Below are 17224 nucleotides of genomic sequence, written 5' to 3'. Positions count from 1 at the left end.
CCAATGGGGTTTTCGGAACCGTTGCGTAATGTTTCTGGCCGCGCTGGGCGGGGGGTGGCGGGTCGCCGGGTGCGGCACCGGCCACGCCACGCCCCCTCGACGGTCAGGACACGGTGCAGGCGGAGCCGTTCAGCGTGAACGCGGCGGGCTTCGGGTTGGCGCCGGTGTGGGTGCCGTTGAAGCCGAAGCTGGTCGACGCTCCCGGCGCCAGCGTCCCGTTGTAGGACAGGTTCGACGCGGTCACCGCCGTACCGGTCTGGGTCACGTTCGCCGACCACGCCTGCCCGACCTTCTGCCCGGCGTTGCCGAACGTGAACGCCAGCGTCCAGCCGTTGATCGCCGTGGTGCCGGTGTTGGCGACAGTGACGTTGGCGGTGAACCCGGTGTCCCAGGTGTTCGCCGTCCAGGTCACCGCGCAGGCGCCGCCGGCGGGCGGGGCCGTGGTGGTCACCGTGACGCCCGGCGACGCGGGCGAGACGTTGCCGGCCGCGTCCACCGCCACCACTGTGAACGTGTACGTGGTGGAGGCGGTCAGCCCGGTCACCGCCAGCGTGGTGCCGGTGGTGGAGCCGACCAGGACGTTCCCGCCCCGGTAGACGCGATACCCGGTGACGCCGACCGCGTCGGTGGACGGGCCCCAGGTCAGCGTCAGGCCGGTCGCGCCGACCCCGGAGGCGGTGGGCGTACCGGGTGCGGTCGGCGCTGTGGTGTCCGGTGCCGGGCCGGCCGGCGTGGTGACGCTGACGGCGGCCGACGACGCGGAGCGGTTGCCGGCGCCGTCGAGCGCCCGCACGGTGAACTGGTACGTCCGCTCCGGCGCCAGCCCGGTCACGGCCAGGGTGGTCCCGGTGGAGGCGGTGACGACCGGGTCGGCGCCGGCCGAGGTACGGGTCACCTCGTACCCGGCCAGGCCGCTGCCGCCGGTGTCGGTGGACGCGGCCCAGCTCAGCGTGAGCCCGCTGGACGTGACGGCGGACGCTACGGGCGTGCCGGGCACTGTGGGCGCGGTGGTGTCCGGGGTGACCGGTCCGGGCTCCTCGCCCCAGACGCGTACGCCGCCGGAGTAGAGCGGCACCTTGCGGTTCGGCCCGGCGGTGGCCTGGTACGACGGGTCGTTCGTCGGATCCCAGGTGCCGCCCTCGGGCACCCCGATCTTGAACTGGACCTCCATCCGGTGCTGCGACTGCCCGGCGGGTGCGATGGTGTAGCCGGTGCAGTCGACCTCGACGTACCAGACGTCGCCGGAGAACTGCTTCGCGGTCGACGGCGACGGGCAGCCCTGGGTGTAGCCGGGCGTGACGGTGACCGGTCCGGTGCCGTCGGGCCGGAAGAAGTACCGGAACTTACCGGTGGTCAGCGCCCGGGCCGGGAAGGCCGACTTGTTGTAGATGATCGCCTTGAGCCCGGTGGCGCGCGGCTCGGCCTGCATGACTGTGGTCTCCACAGTCAGCTCGTCCATGTCGGGCGTCTCCGCGGACGGGAAACCGGCGCGCGGGCTGCCGCCGTACTCGTTCGTGAGCCGGGCCAGCGCGGAGGTGAAGCCGGCGTTGTAGTCGGTGGCGACCTCGTTCATCACGTAGTCCGACCGGCTGTCGGTGTACGCGTCGTTCGCCGCCGACGGGCCGCCGACCAGCGCGCCGTAGAGCACGTGCCGGGTCTCGGCAGGTACGGTCTGGCTGTCCCACCAGGAGCCGTGCGCGGTGCGGTGGTGCGGGTTGCGCGGCGAGTTGGTGCCGTAGCCGATCTGGTAGCTGGAGTTGCGCGGGTTGTCGCCGAGCGCGTAGTTGATCTGCCGGACGGCGAAGTCGTGATAGCGCGCCTTGCGCGTGGTGTCGGTGGTCTTGTCGCTGTAGACGAGCGCGGCGAACGCGGTGTTGGAGGCGTACCGCAGCGCGCCCCACGAGTCGAGCACGGCCATCCCGCCGGGCGAGTACGGCACCCGCTGGCCGTTGACGCCCACCGTCCAGTAGTCCAGCCACCGGTTGGCGTCGTCGACGTACTTCTGCTTGCCGGTCAGGTTCGCCAGCAGCACGTACGCGCCGAACTGCTTGTTGTCCCAGGCGATGGTCCACTTGTAGGAGCGGGTGGTGGACTGCGGCTCGGTGCCGAGCTTGTCGTACTCGCTCTCGGCCTTGGCCAGGTAGGTGGCGTCGCCGGTGGCCCGGTACAGCCAGATCGCGCCCCAGACCAGTTCGTCCTGGTAACCGCTCCACGACTTGTAGAAGCTCGTCGCGTCGGTGATGCACTCGTGGTAGCTCTTCCGCACCGTGTCGGCGAACGTGTAGAGCTGCTTGGCGTGGCCGAGCAGCTTGTCCGCGTAGGCCGCGTCGGTGGACCGGAAGACCATCGACGAGGCGGCCATGGCGGCCGCCGTCTCCCCCGCCAGGTCCGCGCCGCCGCAGCTCGCGTCGATCTTGTACGCGGGCCGCGCCATCGGCATCACCTCGGCCGGGCCCCACCACTTGTGGTCGTCGTCGCCCTTGCCGACCTGTCCGTAGAGGACGTTCGCGGCGGGGTGCGCCTTGACGAAGTAGTCGTTGACGAAGCGCAGGTTGTTCAGCAGGTGGGTGAGCTGGCCGGAGGCGGCGTACCCGTCGCGGTACTCGACCGCACCCCACGCCAGCATGGTGGCGCTGAACGCCATCGGGAAGCCGAACTTCACGTGGTCGCCGGCGTCGTACCAGCCGCCGGTGAGGTCGACGCCCACGTCGGCACCGTCGGTGAGCGCCGAGTCGCCGCGCCAGGAGACCCGGTTCCAGGAGGGCTTGCGGCCCGACTGCTGCGCCTCGTAGAAGAACAGCGACTTCTGCAGCGCCTCGGCGTAGTTGAACGTGGCCGCGGCCTGCGGGGCGGCGGACGCGGGTGGCGGGGCGGCGACGGCCGTGGCCAGGCCGACGGCCAGCGCGGCGCCGGCGGCGAACAGCCGGCGGAGCCGGGACCGGCCTCCCGGCGGCGGAATCGGACGGGGCATGGCGAGCTCCTGTGGCTGGCGCCGGGGCGGCAGCCGGAGCGGGGACGGTTCGCAGGGCTCCGGCTGCCGCGTGGCGGTGGTGGTGGGCGTCCGCGAGAGGTTCGGGAGCGCTCCCATGGACAATCGACAATGTAATGCGCCGTTCATCACAGGGGAAGAGCGCGCCGATCCGGGACGCCGGGTGTACTCACGGGTAACCATCGGGAGCTGGATCACACCATCGATGCTTCTCAATATAGAGCGTGTTCGGTCCCAGCTCAGCGGCATCGCCACGGTGACGAATGCGCCCGCGAGAGCGTCGCCGGCGGCGCGGCCGTCCTGGCATACGAGCGTACGGTTGCCCGGCCGCTCCGGCCCGCGGGACAGTACGCCTCACCTGCGGTGCCATCGACGCCGCCGCTCCCCGGACGACACTGAGGAGATCGCGATGGCTCTACGACTCGCCGAGGGCACCTCCTGGTCCGACACCCTCGCCCGGGCGGTGGCCGCCACGCCCGAGGCGTTCGGCACCGGCCCCGACGGCACCACGACGCTGCACAACCTCGTCCAGGGCGACTGGCGCGCGCTCGGCACGCCCACCGCCGTACGTACCCCGGTGGACAACACCGTGCTGGTGAACCTCGCCCGGCTCGACGCCGACACGGCCCGCGCCGCCGTCGCCCACGCCGCCGACGCGCACCGGGAGTGGGCACAGACCCCGCTGGCCGAGCGCGTCGCCCGGGTCACCGACGCCCTCGACGCGCTCACCGCACACCGCGACCTGCTCGCCCTGCTGCTGGTCTGGGAGATCGGCAAGCCGTGGCGGCTGGCCTGCGCCGACGTGGACCGCGCGCTGGACGGCGTGCGCTGGTACGTACAGGAGATCGAGCGGATGCTCGCCGACGGGCGGGAGCCGCTGCCCGGCCCGGTCAGCAACATCGCCTCCTGGAACTACCCGATGAGCGTGCTCGTGCACGCCGAGCTGGTGCAGTTGCTCGCCGGCAACGCGGTCATCGCCAAGACGCCGTCGCAGGGCGGCGCGGTCTGCCTCACCGTCGCACACGCGCTGATGCGCCGCGCCGGGCTGCCCGCCACGCTGCTGTCCGGCAGCGGCGAGGAACTGTCCGAGGTGCTCGTCCGCGCGCCGGAGATCGGCGCTGTCGCGTTCGTCGGCGGGCGCTCCAACGGCGGCAAGGTCGCCGCCGCGCTGCTCGACTGCGACAAGCGGCACTTCATCGAGCAGGAAGGCCTCAACGCCTGGGGCATCTGGAACTTCTCCCAGTGGGACTCGCTCGCCGCGCACCTGCGCAAGGGCTTCGAGTACGGCAAGCAACGCTGCACCGCGTACCCCCGGTTCGTGGTCCAGCGCGACCTGGTCGACGAGTTCCTCGACATGTACCTGCCGGTGGTCCGCTCGATCCGGTTCGGGCACCCGCTCGCCGTCGGCGACGACTGGTCGGCCGGCGACCCGCTGCCCGAGCTGGACTTCGGGCCGCTGATCAGCGCCGCCAAGGCCGACGAACTGCGGCGCAAGGTCGACGAGGCGGTACGCGGCGGTGCCGTGCCGCTGCACCGCGGCAAGCTGGACGGGGCGCCGTTCCTGGACGGGCAGGACACGTCCGCGTACGTCGCGCCGGCCGTGCTGCTGGCCCCGCCCGGCCGGTCCCGCCTCATGCACGCCGAGCCGTTCGGCCCGGTCGACACCATCGTCGTGGTGGACACCACGGACGAGCTGCTGGCCCAGATGAACGCCTCGAACGGCGCGCTCGTCGCGTCGCTCGCCTGCGACGACGAGGAACTCGCCGGCAAGCTGGCGATGGACCTGCAGGCGTTCAAGGTGGGCATCAACAAGCCGCGCTCCCGAGGCGACCGGGACGAGCCGTTCGGCGGCCGGGGCGCGTCCTGGAAGGGTGCGTTCGTCGGCGGCGACCTGCTCGTGCAGGCGGTCACCGTGGGCGGCGACGGCCGGCTCTACGGCAACTTCCCCGACTACAGCAGCTACCCGGCCACCTGATCGCGCACAGACGGGCGGGGCCCCCGCATCGGGAGCCCCGCCGTGTCACCGTCCCCCGTATCGGAGGTCGGCCCCTGTGGCGCGTGACCGCGCCGGTTTCGGCCGTCCGGGCCGTACCCCTCGGGTGCGCCGCGCCGTTGCGGCGCACCTCCGGGATCCGGCCGGCGGCCGTCAGCTCAACTCGACCGCTGCGCCGGTACCGACACCTCGGCCCGCGCGGCGGGCTCGACCGGCGGCCGTGCGGCCAGCGGGAGCGTCGCGGTCAGCACGCTGCCGTCGCGTTCCATCGCCACCGGCCGGTCCAGCCGGCGCAGCGTCCGCAGCATCGGCGTGTTCTCGGACTGCACGTGCAGCAGCACGGCGGCGTAGCCGGCCCGGTCGGCGTGGCCGACCAGGCGGCGCAGCAACGCCGAGCCGAGACCCCGCCGCTGCCAGTCGTCGCGGACCAGCAGCGCCGCCTCGGCCTCGTCGCCCTCGCCGAGCAGGTTCGCCATCGCCACGACCGGCTCCGCCGCCCCGCCGGAGCCCGCCGTGGCGAGCAGTGTCACGCCCCGCGCCGGTTCCAGCAGCCGGCGCAGCCGGGCCGGCGACGGGTCCGCCGCCCCGCTCAGGTAGCGCCGCTGCCGGCTGCGCGCCGAGCAGGCGGCGTGCAGGTCGCGTACGCCGGGGACGTCCTCGGCGGTCGCGGCCCGCACCGACACCTCACCGCCGTCCGGCAGCACCAGCGTGATCCGGTCGGCGTCCCGGCGGGCCAGCGTCGCCGCCAGCTCGACGAGGGCCTGCGCGCGGGCGTACTCGGCCGGGGTGAAGCTCGGCTCCCGGCGGTGCAGCTCGTGCGCGCCGCCGGCCGGGTCGGCGAGCACCATCGTGGTGCCGCCCACCCCGCCCGGCGCGGCGGCGGGCGTCGGACGCCAGGTCACCGTGTCGGCGCCGAGCAGCGTCCGCAGCACCTCGCCGGCCGCCTCCGGGTCACGCACCAGCCGCCCGGCGAGCCCGAGCAGCCGGGTCGGCTCGTCGGCCAGCCCGCGCGCCCCGCTGCGCGCGATCCAGCACTCCCGGCCCCGGCCCCGCTCCACGGCGGCCCGCAGCTCCGCCTCGGTCACCTGCTCGGGCGCGTCGACCAGGAAGTCGTCGACAGCGCCGGCCTCGGTGGTGTGCACCTGCACGCTGAGGATGTTGACCCCGCGCAACGCGAGGCTCGCCGTGAGCACCGACAGGTAGCCCGGCCGGTCGTCCACGGTGGCTCGGATCCGCCACAGCGCCATGGTTGTCTCCCTTCCTCGGCACCGACCATGCCGTGCGCCTGTTGCGGGCCCGTTGCCCCGGGGTGACGCGGGCCCTCCGGTCAGGTGACGGTGGTCACGGGCGGCGTGCCGACCAGGTCCAGCCGGTCGCCGAGGATCACCGCGCCGGCGCGGACGAGCTGGGCGAGCCGGTCCACCTCGGTGGAGTGGAACCCGGCGGCGGCGAGCGGCTCGCTGTGGTCGCGGGCGACCACGAGCACCAGCCCGGCCCGGCCGAACGGCGCCACCGCGTAGTGGTGCCCGTCCGGGCTGGTCATGGCGCGCGCCCGCAGCGGGGTCACCTCCGGCAGCCGCGGCGGCACCGGCGCCCGCCAGCTCGCGTGGCCGATCGCGGCGACGCCGGCCTCGCCGCTGCGCGAGGCCCAGTCCAGGGGTACGACGGCGACCACCGCCCAGTCCGCGGCGAGCAGCCCCGGCACCGCGTCGACGAGCGTGGCCACCCCGTCGACCGGGTTCGCCGCCACCTGGGCGAGCAGTTCGGCGTCCTGACCGGTGGTGGTGGGCGCGCCGATCGCCCGCCACACCCCGTCCACCCGGACGCCGGGGATCGCTGCGAGCCCGGCGAGCATCCGCTCCACCCGCTCCGCACCCGGCCAGACCACCGTGAAGTCGTCCACCGCCCGGCCGCCGAGCCGTTCCAGCACCACCACCTGCACGATGTCCGCACCGGAGACGCCGAGTGTCCGGGCCACCTGGCCGAGCGTGCCCGGACGGTCCGGCAGGGTCACCCGAACTCTCAGCAGCATGTCTGATCCCCTCCGCTCGGCGGGCCGGCCGAGCGGCCGGCAGGCTGGGGCCCAGCCTGCCGGTTGACCATTTCGCCCCTGTTGCAAGGGCATGTCCCGCCGGGAAAACCCGACCTTGACAACAAAGCTGAGCTGCCATCAACTAATCGGATGACCGATCCGGCCGCCGATGTCGCCGCGCCCTCGACCGGTCCGGCCCCCCGCGGGCTCGACCTCGACCGGCTCGCCGCCCACCTGGCCGTCCACCGGCCGGACCTGAGCGGGCCGCTGTCGGCGCGGCTGATCGCCGGCGGCAAGTCCAACCTCACCTACCTGCTGCGCGCCGGTGACCGCGAGGTGGTGCTGCGCCGGCCACCGCTCGGGCACGTGCTGGCCACCGCGCACGACATGGCCCGCGAGCACCGGGTGATCTCGGCGCTCGCGCCGACCGGCGTACCCGTGCCGGAGGCGCTGCTGCTCTGCGCCGACGAGAGCGTCATCGGCGCGCCGTTCTACCTGATGGCCATGGTCGACGGCGAGGTCTACCGACGGCGGGAGCAGACCGACGCGCTCACCGCCGCCCAGCGGCGCGACCTCGCCATGGCGATGATGGACACGCTCGCCACGCTGCACCGGGTCGAGCCGGCCGAGGTGGGGCTGGCCGACTTCGGCCGCCCGGAGGGCTACCTGGCCCGGCAGGTACGCCGCTGGGCCGGCCAGCTCGACCGGTCCCGCAGCCGGCCGTTGCCCGGCATCGACGAGCTGCGCGACGCGCTGGCCGCCAGCGTGCCCGAGGGCGCGAACGCGGGCCGGATCGTGCACGGCGACTACCGGCTGGACAACCTGCTCGCCACAGTCGACCCGGTGGCGGTGCGGGCGGTGCTCGACTGGGAGATGGCCACGCTCGGCGATCCGCTGGCCGACCTCGGGCTGCTGCTGACGTACTGGGACGTGCTCGGCGACAGCGACCACGGCGAGGGCAACCCGGTGGCCGACGGCATCGGGCCGCGGGCCGGCTTCCCCACCGGCGCCGAACTGATCGAGCGGTACGCCGGGCGCAGCGACGTCGACGTCGGTCCGCTGCACTGGCACGTGGCGCTCGGCTGTTTCAAGCTCGCGGTGATCTGCGAGGGCATCCACTACCGGCACACGCTCGGGCAGACGCTGGGCGAGGGCTTCGACCGGATCGGCGACATGGTGGCGCCGCTCGTGGCACACGGGCTGCACGCGGTGAGGGAGAGCTAGATGGAGTTCGCGTACGACGACCGGACGGTCGAGCTGCGGCAGCGGCTGGAGGCGTTCCTCACCGAGTGCGTGTACCCGGCCGAGCCGGTGCACCACGAGCAGGTGGCCGCCGCCGGCGACCCGTGGGCCCGCCCGCCGGTGATGGAGGAGCTGAAGGCGCAGGCGCGGGAGCGCGGGCTGTGGAACCTGTTCCTGCCCGACGCCCGCTACGGCGCCGGCCTGACCAACCTCCAGTACGCGCCGCTGGCCGAGCTGACCGGCCGCAGCCCGCACCTGGCCCCGGAGGCGCTCAACTGCGCCGCGCCGGACACCGGCAACATGGAGCTGCTGGCCGAGTTCGGCTCGGAGGAGCAGCGCAAGCAGTGGCTCATGCCGCTGCTGGCCGGTGAGATCCGGTCCGCGTTCTGCATGACCGAGCCGGAGGTGGCGTCCTCCGACGCGACGAACATCGCCACCCGGATCGTCCGCGACGGCGACCACTACGTCATCAACGGCCGTAAGTGGTGGTCGTCCGGGGCGATGGACCCGCGCTGCGAGATCTTCATCGTGATGGGCAAGACCGACCCGGACGCCGACCGGCACCGCCAGCAGAGCATGATCCTGGTCCCCCGGGACACACCCGGCGTGACGGTACGCCGCGGGATGCGGGTCTTCGGCTACAGCGACGCCCCGCACGGCGGGCACGCCGAGATCGACTTTTCGGACGTACGGGTGCCGGTGGACAACCTGGTCGGCGAGGAGGGCACCGGGTTCGCCATCGCCCAGGCCCGGCTCGGCCCCGGCCGGATCCACCACTGCATGCGCCTGGTCGGCATGGCCGAGCGGGCCCTGGAGCTGCTCTGCCGGCGCGTGCTCGACCGGGTCGCGTTCGGCCGCCCGCTCGCCGAGCAGGGCGTGGTCCGCGAGTGGATCGCCGAGTCGCGGGTCCGGATCGAGCAGGCCCGCCTGCTCGTGCTCAAGACCGCGTGGCTGATGGACACCGTCGGCAACAAGGGCGCGCACACCGAGATCCAGGCCATCAAGATCGCTACCCCGCTGATGGCCGAGTGGGTGATCGACAAGGCCATCCAGGCGTACGGCGGGGCCGGGGTCAGCCAGGACACCCCGCTGGCCGAGCTGTGGGCGGCGGCTCGCACGCTGCGCTTGGCCGACGGCCCCGACGAGGTCCACCGCGCGTCGCTGGCCCGCCGCGAGCTGCGCCGCCACTCCTGACCCGCTCCCCCGCCGGAGGTGGGTCAGGCGGAGGCCCGGTGGATCAGCTCGGTGTCCAGCAGCACGTGCGGGGAGGGGACCTCCTCGCCCCGGATGCGGGACACCAGCAGCCGGGCCATCTGCCGGCCCATCTCCTCCACCGGCTGGAACACGGTGGTCAGCGGCGGCTCGGCCTGACGCGCGATCGGGGCGTCGTCGAAGCCGATCACCGCCACGTCCTCGGGCACCCGGCGGCCGGCCTCGCGCAACGCGCGCAGCGCGCCGAAGGCCATCAGGTCGGAGGCCACGAACACGGCGTCCAGTTCCGGGCACACGTCGAGCAGCCGGCGCATGGCGGCGGTGCCGCTGCCCTCGCTGAAGTCCCCGTACGCGATCAGGCCCGGATCGACCCGGCTGCCGGACGCACGCACTGCCTCCTGGTAGCCGGAGAGCCGGGCCAGGCCGGCGCCCATGTCCTGCGGGCCGGCGATCGTCGCGACCCGCCGTCGGCCCTGGCGGAACAGGTGCTCCACCGCCTGCCGCGCGCCGCCGACGTTGTCCATGTCCACGAACCATGCCGGCTGCGCGTTCGGGTGCAGCATCCGCGCCGGGCGGCCGCCGAGCACTGTCGGCAGGCCGCGCTCCTCCAGCAGCGTGGGCAGCGGGTCGGCGTCGTGCAGCGACAGCAGGAGTACGCCGTCCACGTGCTGGTTGGTCAGGTGGTGCTCGACCCGTTCCCGCTCGATCGGCGACTGCACCATGGCCAGCCAGAGCTGCATCGGCGTCTCCACCAGCCCGGAGCTGACGCCCCGGACGATGGCCGCGAAGAACGGCTCGGTGAAGACCCGCTCCCCCGACTCGGACACGACCAGTGCGACCGAGTCGGTCCGCTGGGTGACCAGCGCACGGGCGGCGCGGTTCGGCACGTACCCCAGCTCGGCGATGGCCTGCTGGACGGCGGCCCGGGCCTCCGGGCTGACCTGCGGCGAGCCGTTGACCACGCGGGAGACCGTGCCGCGCCCGACGCCGGCGCGAGCCGCGACCGCGTCGAGGGTCGGACGCCCGAGCGAGCGGGTGCGCTGCGTTGTCATCGTTGTGCTCCTCCGACGGTCGGGCGGGCCCGGCACCGATTGAGGCGTCGGCGCCGGGCCGCCCGTTACTGGCTGGCCCAGCTTATTGTGCGGGCAGTCCGTTGCGTCGGATCACGTCGGCGTACCACCTGGCGCTGGACTTCGCGATCCGGGCCTGGCTGTCGTAGTCGACATAGACCATGCCGAACCGCTTCGTGTAACCCCAGGCCCACTCGAAGTTGTCCAGGAGCGACCAGGCGAAGTAGCCCTTGAGCGGCACACCGGCCTCGATCGCGGCGTGCGCCGCGCGCAGGTGCGCCGAGAAGTAGGCCAGCCGGTCCGGGTCGTCCACCCGGCCGTCGACCAGCTCGTCGACGAACGCCGAGCCGTTCTCGGTGACGTAGAGCGGCAGGTCGGTGTACTCCCGGTGGACCCGCTCCAGCGTCTCCACCAGGCCCGGCGCGTCGATCTCCCAGTCCATGTCCGTCACCGGGACACCCCGGGTGACGAACCGGACGTCCTCGCTGCCCGGCCAGCAGGACGGCGCCCGCCAGTAGGGCTCCGGCTCCGCGCCCTCGACCGGGGCGGCCACCACGTGCCGGCTGTAGTAGTTGACCCCGACCATGTCCAGCGGCGTGGAGATGGTCGCCAGGTCACCGTCGCGCACGTGCCCCATGTCGGTGACCTGACGCAGGTCCGCGACGAGGTCGGCCGGGTACGCCCCGCGCAGCACCGGGTCCAGGAAGAACCGGTTCGCCAGCGCGTCGATCCGCCGGGCCGCGTCGGCGTCGGCCGCCGACCCGCTCGCCGGGGTCACCGGGTACAGGTTGACGGTGATGCCGAGCTGCGCGTCCGGGCGGACCGCGCGTACCGCCTGCACGGCCAGGCCGTGACCGAGCATGAGGTGGTGCCCGGCCCGGACCGCGTCCGCGCCGTCGGAGCGGCCCGGCGCGTGCACGCCGGAGCCGTAACCGAGGAACGCCGAGCACCACGGCTCGTTCAGCGTGGTGAAGTACTTCACCCGGTCACCGAGCGCCTCGGCGACCAGGTGGGCGTACTCGGCGAAGCGGGCGGCGGTGTCCCGGGCCGGCCAGCCGCCCGCGTCCTCCAGCGGCTGCGGCATGTCCCAGTGGTAGAGCGTCAGCCACGGCTCGATGCCGTGGCCGAGCAGCTCGTCGACCAGCCGGCGGTAGAAGTCCATGCCCTCCTGGTTGACCCCGCCGGTGCCGCCCGGCTGCACCCGCGGCCAGCTCACCGAGAAGCGGTACGACCGCAGGCCCAGGTCGGCCATCAGCCGCACGTCGTCAGGCATCCGGTGGTAGTGGTCGCACGCCACGTCGCCGGTGTGCCCGGCCACGGTCCGGCCCTCGGTGTGGCTGAAGGTGTCCCAGATCGACGGGGTACGGCCGCCTTCCGTCGCCCCGCCCTCGATCTGGTACGCGGCGGTGGCCGCGCCCCAGAGGAAGTCCGGCGGGAAGGTCAGGGCCGGACCGGCGTCGAGGAGACCGACGGCGGGCGGGCTTGCTGGGTTGCTCACGACTTGACGGCGCCTTCCATGATGCCGCCGATGATCTGGCGGCCGAACAGAACGAACACGACGAACAGGGGCAGGGTCGCGATCAACGTACCGGCGAAGATCTGCGAGTTGTCGGCGAAGTAGGCGGTGTTGAGGCTGCGCAGCGAGATCTGGACGGTCGGGTTGGACGGGTCCGCCAGCACCACGAACGGCCAGAAGAACTGGTTCCACTGCTCCATGAAGGTCAGCAGGCCCAGCACCGCGGCGGCCGGACGCAGCGCGGGCGCCACCACGTGCCAGTACACCCGCCAGGTGGAGCAGCCGTCCACCCGGGCGGCCTCGATCAACTCGTTCGGTACCGCCTGCTCGGCGTACTGGCGCATCATGAAGATGCCGAAGCCGCCGATCAGGAACGGAACGGTCACCGACGGCATGGTGTTCAGCCAGTCGAGCTTCGCCATCAGGATGTACAGCGGCAGCACGCCGAGCTGGATCGGCACCATCATCGAGGTGAGGATGATCAGCAGCAGCGCGTTCTTGCCCCGGAAGCGGAGCTTGGCGAACGCGAAGCCGGCCAGCGAGCCGAAGAACACCGTCGCGACGGTGATCGTCCCGGAGACCAGGAACGAGTTCATCAGGCCCTTGACGATGTTGGCGTCGCTGTTGGCGAGCACCCGCTCGATGTTCTCGCCGAGCTTGCCGCCGGGCAGGAACGGCGGCGGCCACGAGTTTGCCGCGTCGTTCGTCCGGCTGGCGATCACGATCATCCAGTAGAACGGGAAAAGAGACAGCAGCACGCCGAAGATCAGGCCGATCATGGTGAGCGGGCTGGCCTTCCAGAGCCGCTCGGCGCGGTGGGCGGTCTTGACCGGCGGACTCTGCCGGGTGGGCGGGCGGACGGCGGTGGTCGTCATCTCGTCACCTCACTTGTCGGAGCTGATGCGGCGGGCGAGCAGGTAGTTGATCGCCGACATCAACGCGATGAGCACGAAGAGCACGAGCGCGACCGCTCCGGCGTAGCCCCACCGGAAACGCTGGTTCATCACGTCGAGCAGGTACATCGTGATGGTCTGGAACTGGCCCTCCGAACCACCGGAGAGACCGCCCGAGCCGCTGGTGAACAGCAGGGGCTCGGTGAACAGCTGGAGGCCGCCGATGGTGGAGATGATCAGCGTGAAGATGATCGTGGGGCGCAGCTGCGGGACCGTGATGGACCAGAACTGGCGCCGCCGGGAGGCGCCGTCCAGCGCCGCGGCCTCGTACATGTCCTTGCTGATCGACTGCATGGCGGCCAGGTAGATCAGCGCGTTGTAGCCGACCCAGCGCCAGTCGACCATGGTGGAGATGGCGAACCAGGAGGCGAAGCGATTCGCCCGCCAGTCGATCGGGTCCAGGCCGACGCTGTCGAGCAGCCAGTTGACCAGGCCGAAGTCCTTGGCGTAGATCATCGAGAAGATCAGCGCGACCACGGCGGTCGAGGTGATGATCGGCATCGCGATGGCCATCCGGAAGAACGTCTGCGCGCGCAGCTTCCGGTTCAGCGCATTGGCGAGCATCAGTGCCAGCAGCAGCTGGGGCACCGTGGAGAGCAGGAACATGCCGAACGTGTTGACCACCGCGTTCCAGAACTGCGGGTCCTCGGTGATCAGTTCGACGAAGTTGTCCATCCCGACGAAGGAGATCGTCGAGTTCAGCGGCGACCGGTCGGTCAGCGCGATCCAGACCGTGTACGCGATCGGGTACACGCCGAACACGGCGAAGATCACGAAGAACGGCAGGACGTACAGGTACGGCGAGTATTTCAGGTCCAGGCGCGTCAGTGAGGCGGCACGGCGGCGCGAGTGACGGGCGGCGCGCGGCGGGCCGGGTTCGGGCGGCGCCGCGGCGTGCAGGTCGAGGCTCATGGGGAGTCCTTCTCCTCGGCCGGCGTCACCCGCCACACGGGCGACGCCGGACTCTGCGGGCACCGCGGGTGGCGCCGGCAGCCGGGCTGCCGACGCCACCCGCGGGCGGCTCAACCGGTTACTTACCGGCGGCCGCACCGTTCTTGAGGGCCGTCTGCCACTGCTCGCCGGCCGACTTGCCCTGCTCCACGGCGCGCAGGCTGTTCTCCACCGCGGTGCGGACCGCGTTGTTCTTCGGGCCGAGGTAGACCGGCTTCAGCTCGGTGGCGCCGGCGGCGAAGATCTTGCCGACCGGGGCCTTGCTGAAGTAGTCGTTGGTCGAGTCGGCCACGGCCGGGTCGGTGAGCGCCTGCGGGTTCGAGGGCAGGTTGCCGACCGCCTTGTACGCGCCGATCTGGCCCTTGGCGCTGGTCAGGAACTTGGCCAGCTCCGCGGCCTCCTTCTGGTGCTTGCTCGACTTCGGCACGCCGAGGAAGGAGCCGCCCCAGTTGCCACCGGCGCCCGGCGCCTTGGCGATGTCCCACTTGCCGGCCGCCGCGTCACCGGCCTGGCCCTTGATGACACCGGTCATCCAGGCGGGGCAGGCGATGGTGGCGAAGGTGCCGTTCTTGAAGCCGGCGTTCCACTCGTTGGAGAACGACTGGAGGTTGTTGGACAGCCCGGCGGCGATCATCTTGGTGGTGAGGTCGTACGCCGTCTTCACGTCCGGGTTCTGGTCGATGACCATCTTGTTGCTCTTGTCGTAGTACGTGTAGCCGGTGCCCTGGCCCGCGACCTGCATCAGCACCACGTTGTAGAAGTTGGTCGCCGAGTCGACGAACTTGTGCTTCTTGTCGGCGGCGGCGAACTTCTGGCCGGTGGCGATGAACTCGTCCCAGGTCGGCCAGAGCGCGCCGACCTGCTCGCGGTCGGTGGGCAGCCCGGCGGCCTTGAACAGGTCGCTGCGGTAGCACAGCGCCATCGAGCCGACGTCGGTGCCGAGGCCCAGCACCTTGCCGTCGGGGGTGGTGCCCTGCTCCCACTTCCACGGCAGGAAGTTGCCCTTGAGGTCGTTCGCGCCGTGGTCGGCGAGGTTCACGAACTTGTCGGCCTGGGCGTAGAACTGGACGATCGTGCCCTCTTCCAGGGCCACCACGTCGCCGGCGCCCGAGCCCGCGGTGATCTGCTGGGTGAGGCGGGTGTTGTAGTCACCGAGGCCGAGGCCCTTGCCCCGCTCCTGGATCTTGACGTTCGTGTGCTCCGCTTCGTACTGCTTGTACAGCTCTTCGTAGCCGAAGCCCTGGTCGCCGAAGACGTCGACGACCAGGGTGATCGGGCCGCCGCCGCTGCCGCTGTCGCCGCTGTCCGAGTCGTCGCCGCAGGCGGCGGTGGTGCCGAGCACGACGACGGACGCGAGCGCGATGGCCGCGAAGCGCCGACGACGGATTGGGACGCTCATCCGAGACCCCTCTTTCGGTGGTGAGGCGATATCTGCTGTGTGGTGGGGGGTGCGTTTCGCGCGGGCCGGAGCGGGCAGGAGGGAGATCCGCACCACTCTCGGGAGCGCTCCCATGAGGTTGCCGGGAGGTGACAGGGGTGTCAATAGACCGTTGGGAGCGTTCCCATTTCGTTACCGCGTCGGCGCGCGGTCGGCGGCGCGGGGGCTCAGGTCAGCAGCAGCGGCGCAGCAGGACGGTGGCGCGGTCCGGGTCGAACGCGGCCGGATCGAACGCCGGGCCGGCCCACTCGCGCATGGCCGGGTGCTCCTGATGCTCGGGGTCGGCGAGCGCGGCCAGCAGGACCGCGTACCCGGCCGGACCGCCCACGTCCTCCGGCGGGCAGGCCCGCTCCCCGTCCAGGCACAGCGGGTAGCGCTCGTCCGGGTCGGCGGCGCAGCAGTCCTCCACCACCAGGTCGTGCTCCCACCAGTCACCGAAGTCGTAGGTGTAGCGGAACCGGTCGCCCTTGCCCACGAGCGCGTCCAGCCGGACGTCCAGCTCGTCGCGCAACGACAGTTCGCCGTCCGGGTCGGGCTCGCCGTACTGCCGGCCGTCGACGTCGAACGAGTGCAGGTGGCAGTCGCGCCAGCCCATCGCGTGCTGGATCACCCGGTGCAGCCGGTCCAGCGTGTAGCCGCCGGGCACCAGCACCCGCCGCCACACCGGCGGCCGGACGCCGGCCAGCGACACCATGAGCTGGAAGATCTGACGCGACACGACGTCCCATCCTTCCTGGGCATAGGCTGCCTGCATGATCTGCCGAGCCTGCCGGGAACGGCGGCACGACGACTGTCCTGGCCGGAAGTGGTGCGACTGCCAGCACCGTACCCCCGAACCCACCCCTCCGGTCACCGGTCCGGCCGGCGAATGACCGTCGGAACCCCGATCGAACGGATCTGGCCCGCACCCGTTACCGGTGCGCTCACCGATCCGCAGCTCACCGCGCTCTACGGCCGCGCGGCCCGTCCGCACCTGCGGGTCAACTTCGTCGCCAGCGCCGACGGCGCGGTCACTCTGGACGGATACTCGGCCGGGCTGTCCGGCGAGCCGGACAAGCGGGTCTTCGGCCTGCTGCGGATGCTCTGCGACGGCCTCGTGGTGGCCGCCGGCACGCTGCGGCACGAGGGCTACCGGGCGGTCCGGCTGAGCCCGGAGCGCCGGGCCTGGCGGCGCGAGCACGGGCTGGCCGAGTTCCCGACGCTGGTGGTCGTCTCCGGGTCGCTCGACCTCGACCCGGCGCAGGCCGCCTTCGCCGACGCCCCGGTCCGGCCGATCGTGCTCACCCACGCCGACGCCGAACCGCCGCCCGGGCTGACCGACGTGGCAGACGTGGTCCCCTGCGGCACCGACCCGGCCGAGGAAACCGACCGCGTCGACGGCAGCGGCCGGGCGGACGGCGCCGGGCGGACTGGTGGCACCGGGCGGGTCGATCTCGTCGCCGGCCTGGCCGAGCTGCGCCGGCGCGGGCTCGACCAGTTGCTCTGCGAGGGCGGTCCGCATCTGTTCGGCGCGCTCACCGCCGCCGACCTGGTCGACGAGCTGTGTCTCACGGTGGCGCCGCTGCTCGCCGGCGCCGGGCCGGGCCGGATCACCGCCGGGGACACCAGCGTCCCGCGTCACCTGCCGCTGCGGCACGTGCTGGCCGCCGCCGACGGCGTGCTGATGCTGCGCTACGCCCGCGACCCCGCCGAGACCCCGCCCGCCGGCGCCGCCCCCGCCGCCTGACCCACTACAGAGGTTGAAAGGCCAAGGTTCGAGTTATCTCGGTGGCTCGGGTTCGAGGGTCATGCCGGTGCTGGCGAAGAAGCCGGCGAGGAGATCGGTCTG

At 72.3% G+C, this 17224-nt stretch carries 13 protein-coding genes; 4 read left to right on the top strand and 9 right to left on the bottom strand.

The genetic code is table 11. The annotated features are described in order from the left end of the window. Positions 1-103: 103 nt before the first annotated feature. A complete protein-coding gene (locus SM452_RS29880) occupies positions 104-2971 on the bottom strand; it encodes a glycoside hydrolase family 9 protein (RefSeq protein WP_463841174.1) in 2868 nt (955 codons plus the stop codon). Positions 2972-3398: 427 nt separating this feature from the next. On the opposite strand from SM452_RS29880, the gene SM452_RS29875 reads away from it, so the two are divergent. After that, entirely contained in the window at positions 3399-4964 is a 1566-nt protein-coding gene (locus SM452_RS29875) for an aldehyde dehydrogenase family protein (RefSeq protein WP_262016358.1), read from the top strand. A gap of 176 nt (positions 4965-5140) precedes the next feature. On the opposite strand, the gene SM452_RS29870 is transcribed toward SM452_RS29875, so the two are convergent. Both SM452_RS29870 and SM452_RS29865 read right to left on the bottom strand, forming a co-directional pair. Then, positions 5141-6229, bottom strand: a complete 1089-nt coding sequence (locus SM452_RS29870) for a GNAT family N-acetyltransferase (RefSeq protein WP_463841173.1) — start codon at positions 6227-6229, stop codon at positions 5141-5143. 80 nt (positions 6230-6309) lie between these two features. Continuing rightward, positions 6310-7014 (bottom strand): ACT domain-containing protein, encoded by a 705-nt coding sequence (locus SM452_RS29865; RefSeq protein ID WP_355514504.1) that lies wholly within the window; start codon positions 7012-7014, stop codon positions 6310-6312. 150 nt (positions 7015-7164) lie between these two features. Between SM452_RS29865 and SM452_RS29860 the strand changes: the two genes are divergently transcribed. Then, positions 7165-8238 (top strand): phosphotransferase family protein, encoded by a 1074-nt coding sequence (locus SM452_RS29860; RefSeq protein ID WP_355514507.1) that lies wholly within the window; start codon positions 7165-7167, stop codon positions 8236-8238. Beyond that, complete coding sequence (locus tag SM452_RS29855) at positions 8239-9450, top strand: acyl-CoA dehydrogenase family protein (RefSeq protein ID WP_355514509.1); 1212 nt, start codon at positions 8239-8241, stop codon at positions 9448-9450. Between the two features lie 23 nt (positions 9451-9473). Here the strand turns inward: SM452_RS29855 and SM452_RS29850 are convergent, their stop codons facing one another. From SM452_RS29850 to SM452_RS29825, 6 genes are all read right to left on the bottom strand, one after another. After that, entirely contained in the window at positions 9474-10520 is a 1047-nt protein-coding gene (locus SM452_RS29850) for a LacI family DNA-binding transcriptional regulator (RefSeq protein ID WP_135238999.1), read from the bottom strand. 82 nt (positions 10521-10602) lie between these two features. Continuing rightward, on the bottom strand, positions 10603-12036 hold the full coding sequence (locus tag SM452_RS29845) for a GH1 family beta-glucosidase (RefSeq protein ID WP_262016361.1): 1434 nt from the start codon (positions 12034-12036) through the stop codon (positions 10603-10605). Beyond that, the gene (locus tag SM452_RS29840; RefSeq protein ID WP_030274682.1) at positions 12033-12833 is read right to left on the bottom strand and encodes a carbohydrate ABC transporter permease; all 801 of its coding nucleotides are present in this window, start codon (positions 12831-12833) and stop codon (positions 12033-12035) included. The genes SM452_RS29845 and SM452_RS29840 overlap by 4 nt, the downstream gene beginning before the upstream one ends. A gap of 105 nt (positions 12834-12938) precedes the next feature. Next, positions 12939-13919: a carbohydrate ABC transporter permease gene (locus SM452_RS29835; RefSeq protein ID WP_194803261.1), complete on the bottom strand. Its 981-nt coding sequence runs from the start codon at positions 13917-13919 to the stop codon at positions 12939-12941. 118 nt (positions 13920-14037) lie between these two features. After that, positions 14038-15357, bottom strand: coding sequence for an ABC transporter substrate-binding protein (locus SM452_RS29830; protein WP_120570966.1), 1320 nt, complete (start codon positions 15355-15357; stop codon positions 14038-14040). 211 nt (positions 15358-15568) lie between these two features. Next, positions 15569-16114, bottom strand: a complete 546-nt coding sequence (locus SM452_RS29825) for a plasmid pRiA4b ORF-3 family protein (RefSeq protein WP_262013489.1) — start codon at positions 16112-16114, stop codon at positions 15569-15571. A 150-nt stretch (positions 16115-16264) separates the two neighbouring features. On the opposite strand from SM452_RS29825, the gene SM452_RS29820 reads away from it, so the two are divergent. Beyond that, positions 16265-17122 (top strand): pyrimidine reductase family protein, encoded by an 858-nt coding sequence (locus SM452_RS29820; protein ID WP_463841172.1) that lies wholly within the window; start codon positions 16265-16267, stop codon positions 17120-17122. Positions 17123-17224 lie beyond the last annotated feature (102 nt).

The sequence above is a fragment of the Micromonospora sp. SYSU B005 genome (assembly GCF_055362685.1).
The sequence above is the reverse complement of the archived record's forward strand: the minus strand, read 5'-3'. Positions and strand labels throughout refer to the sequence as shown.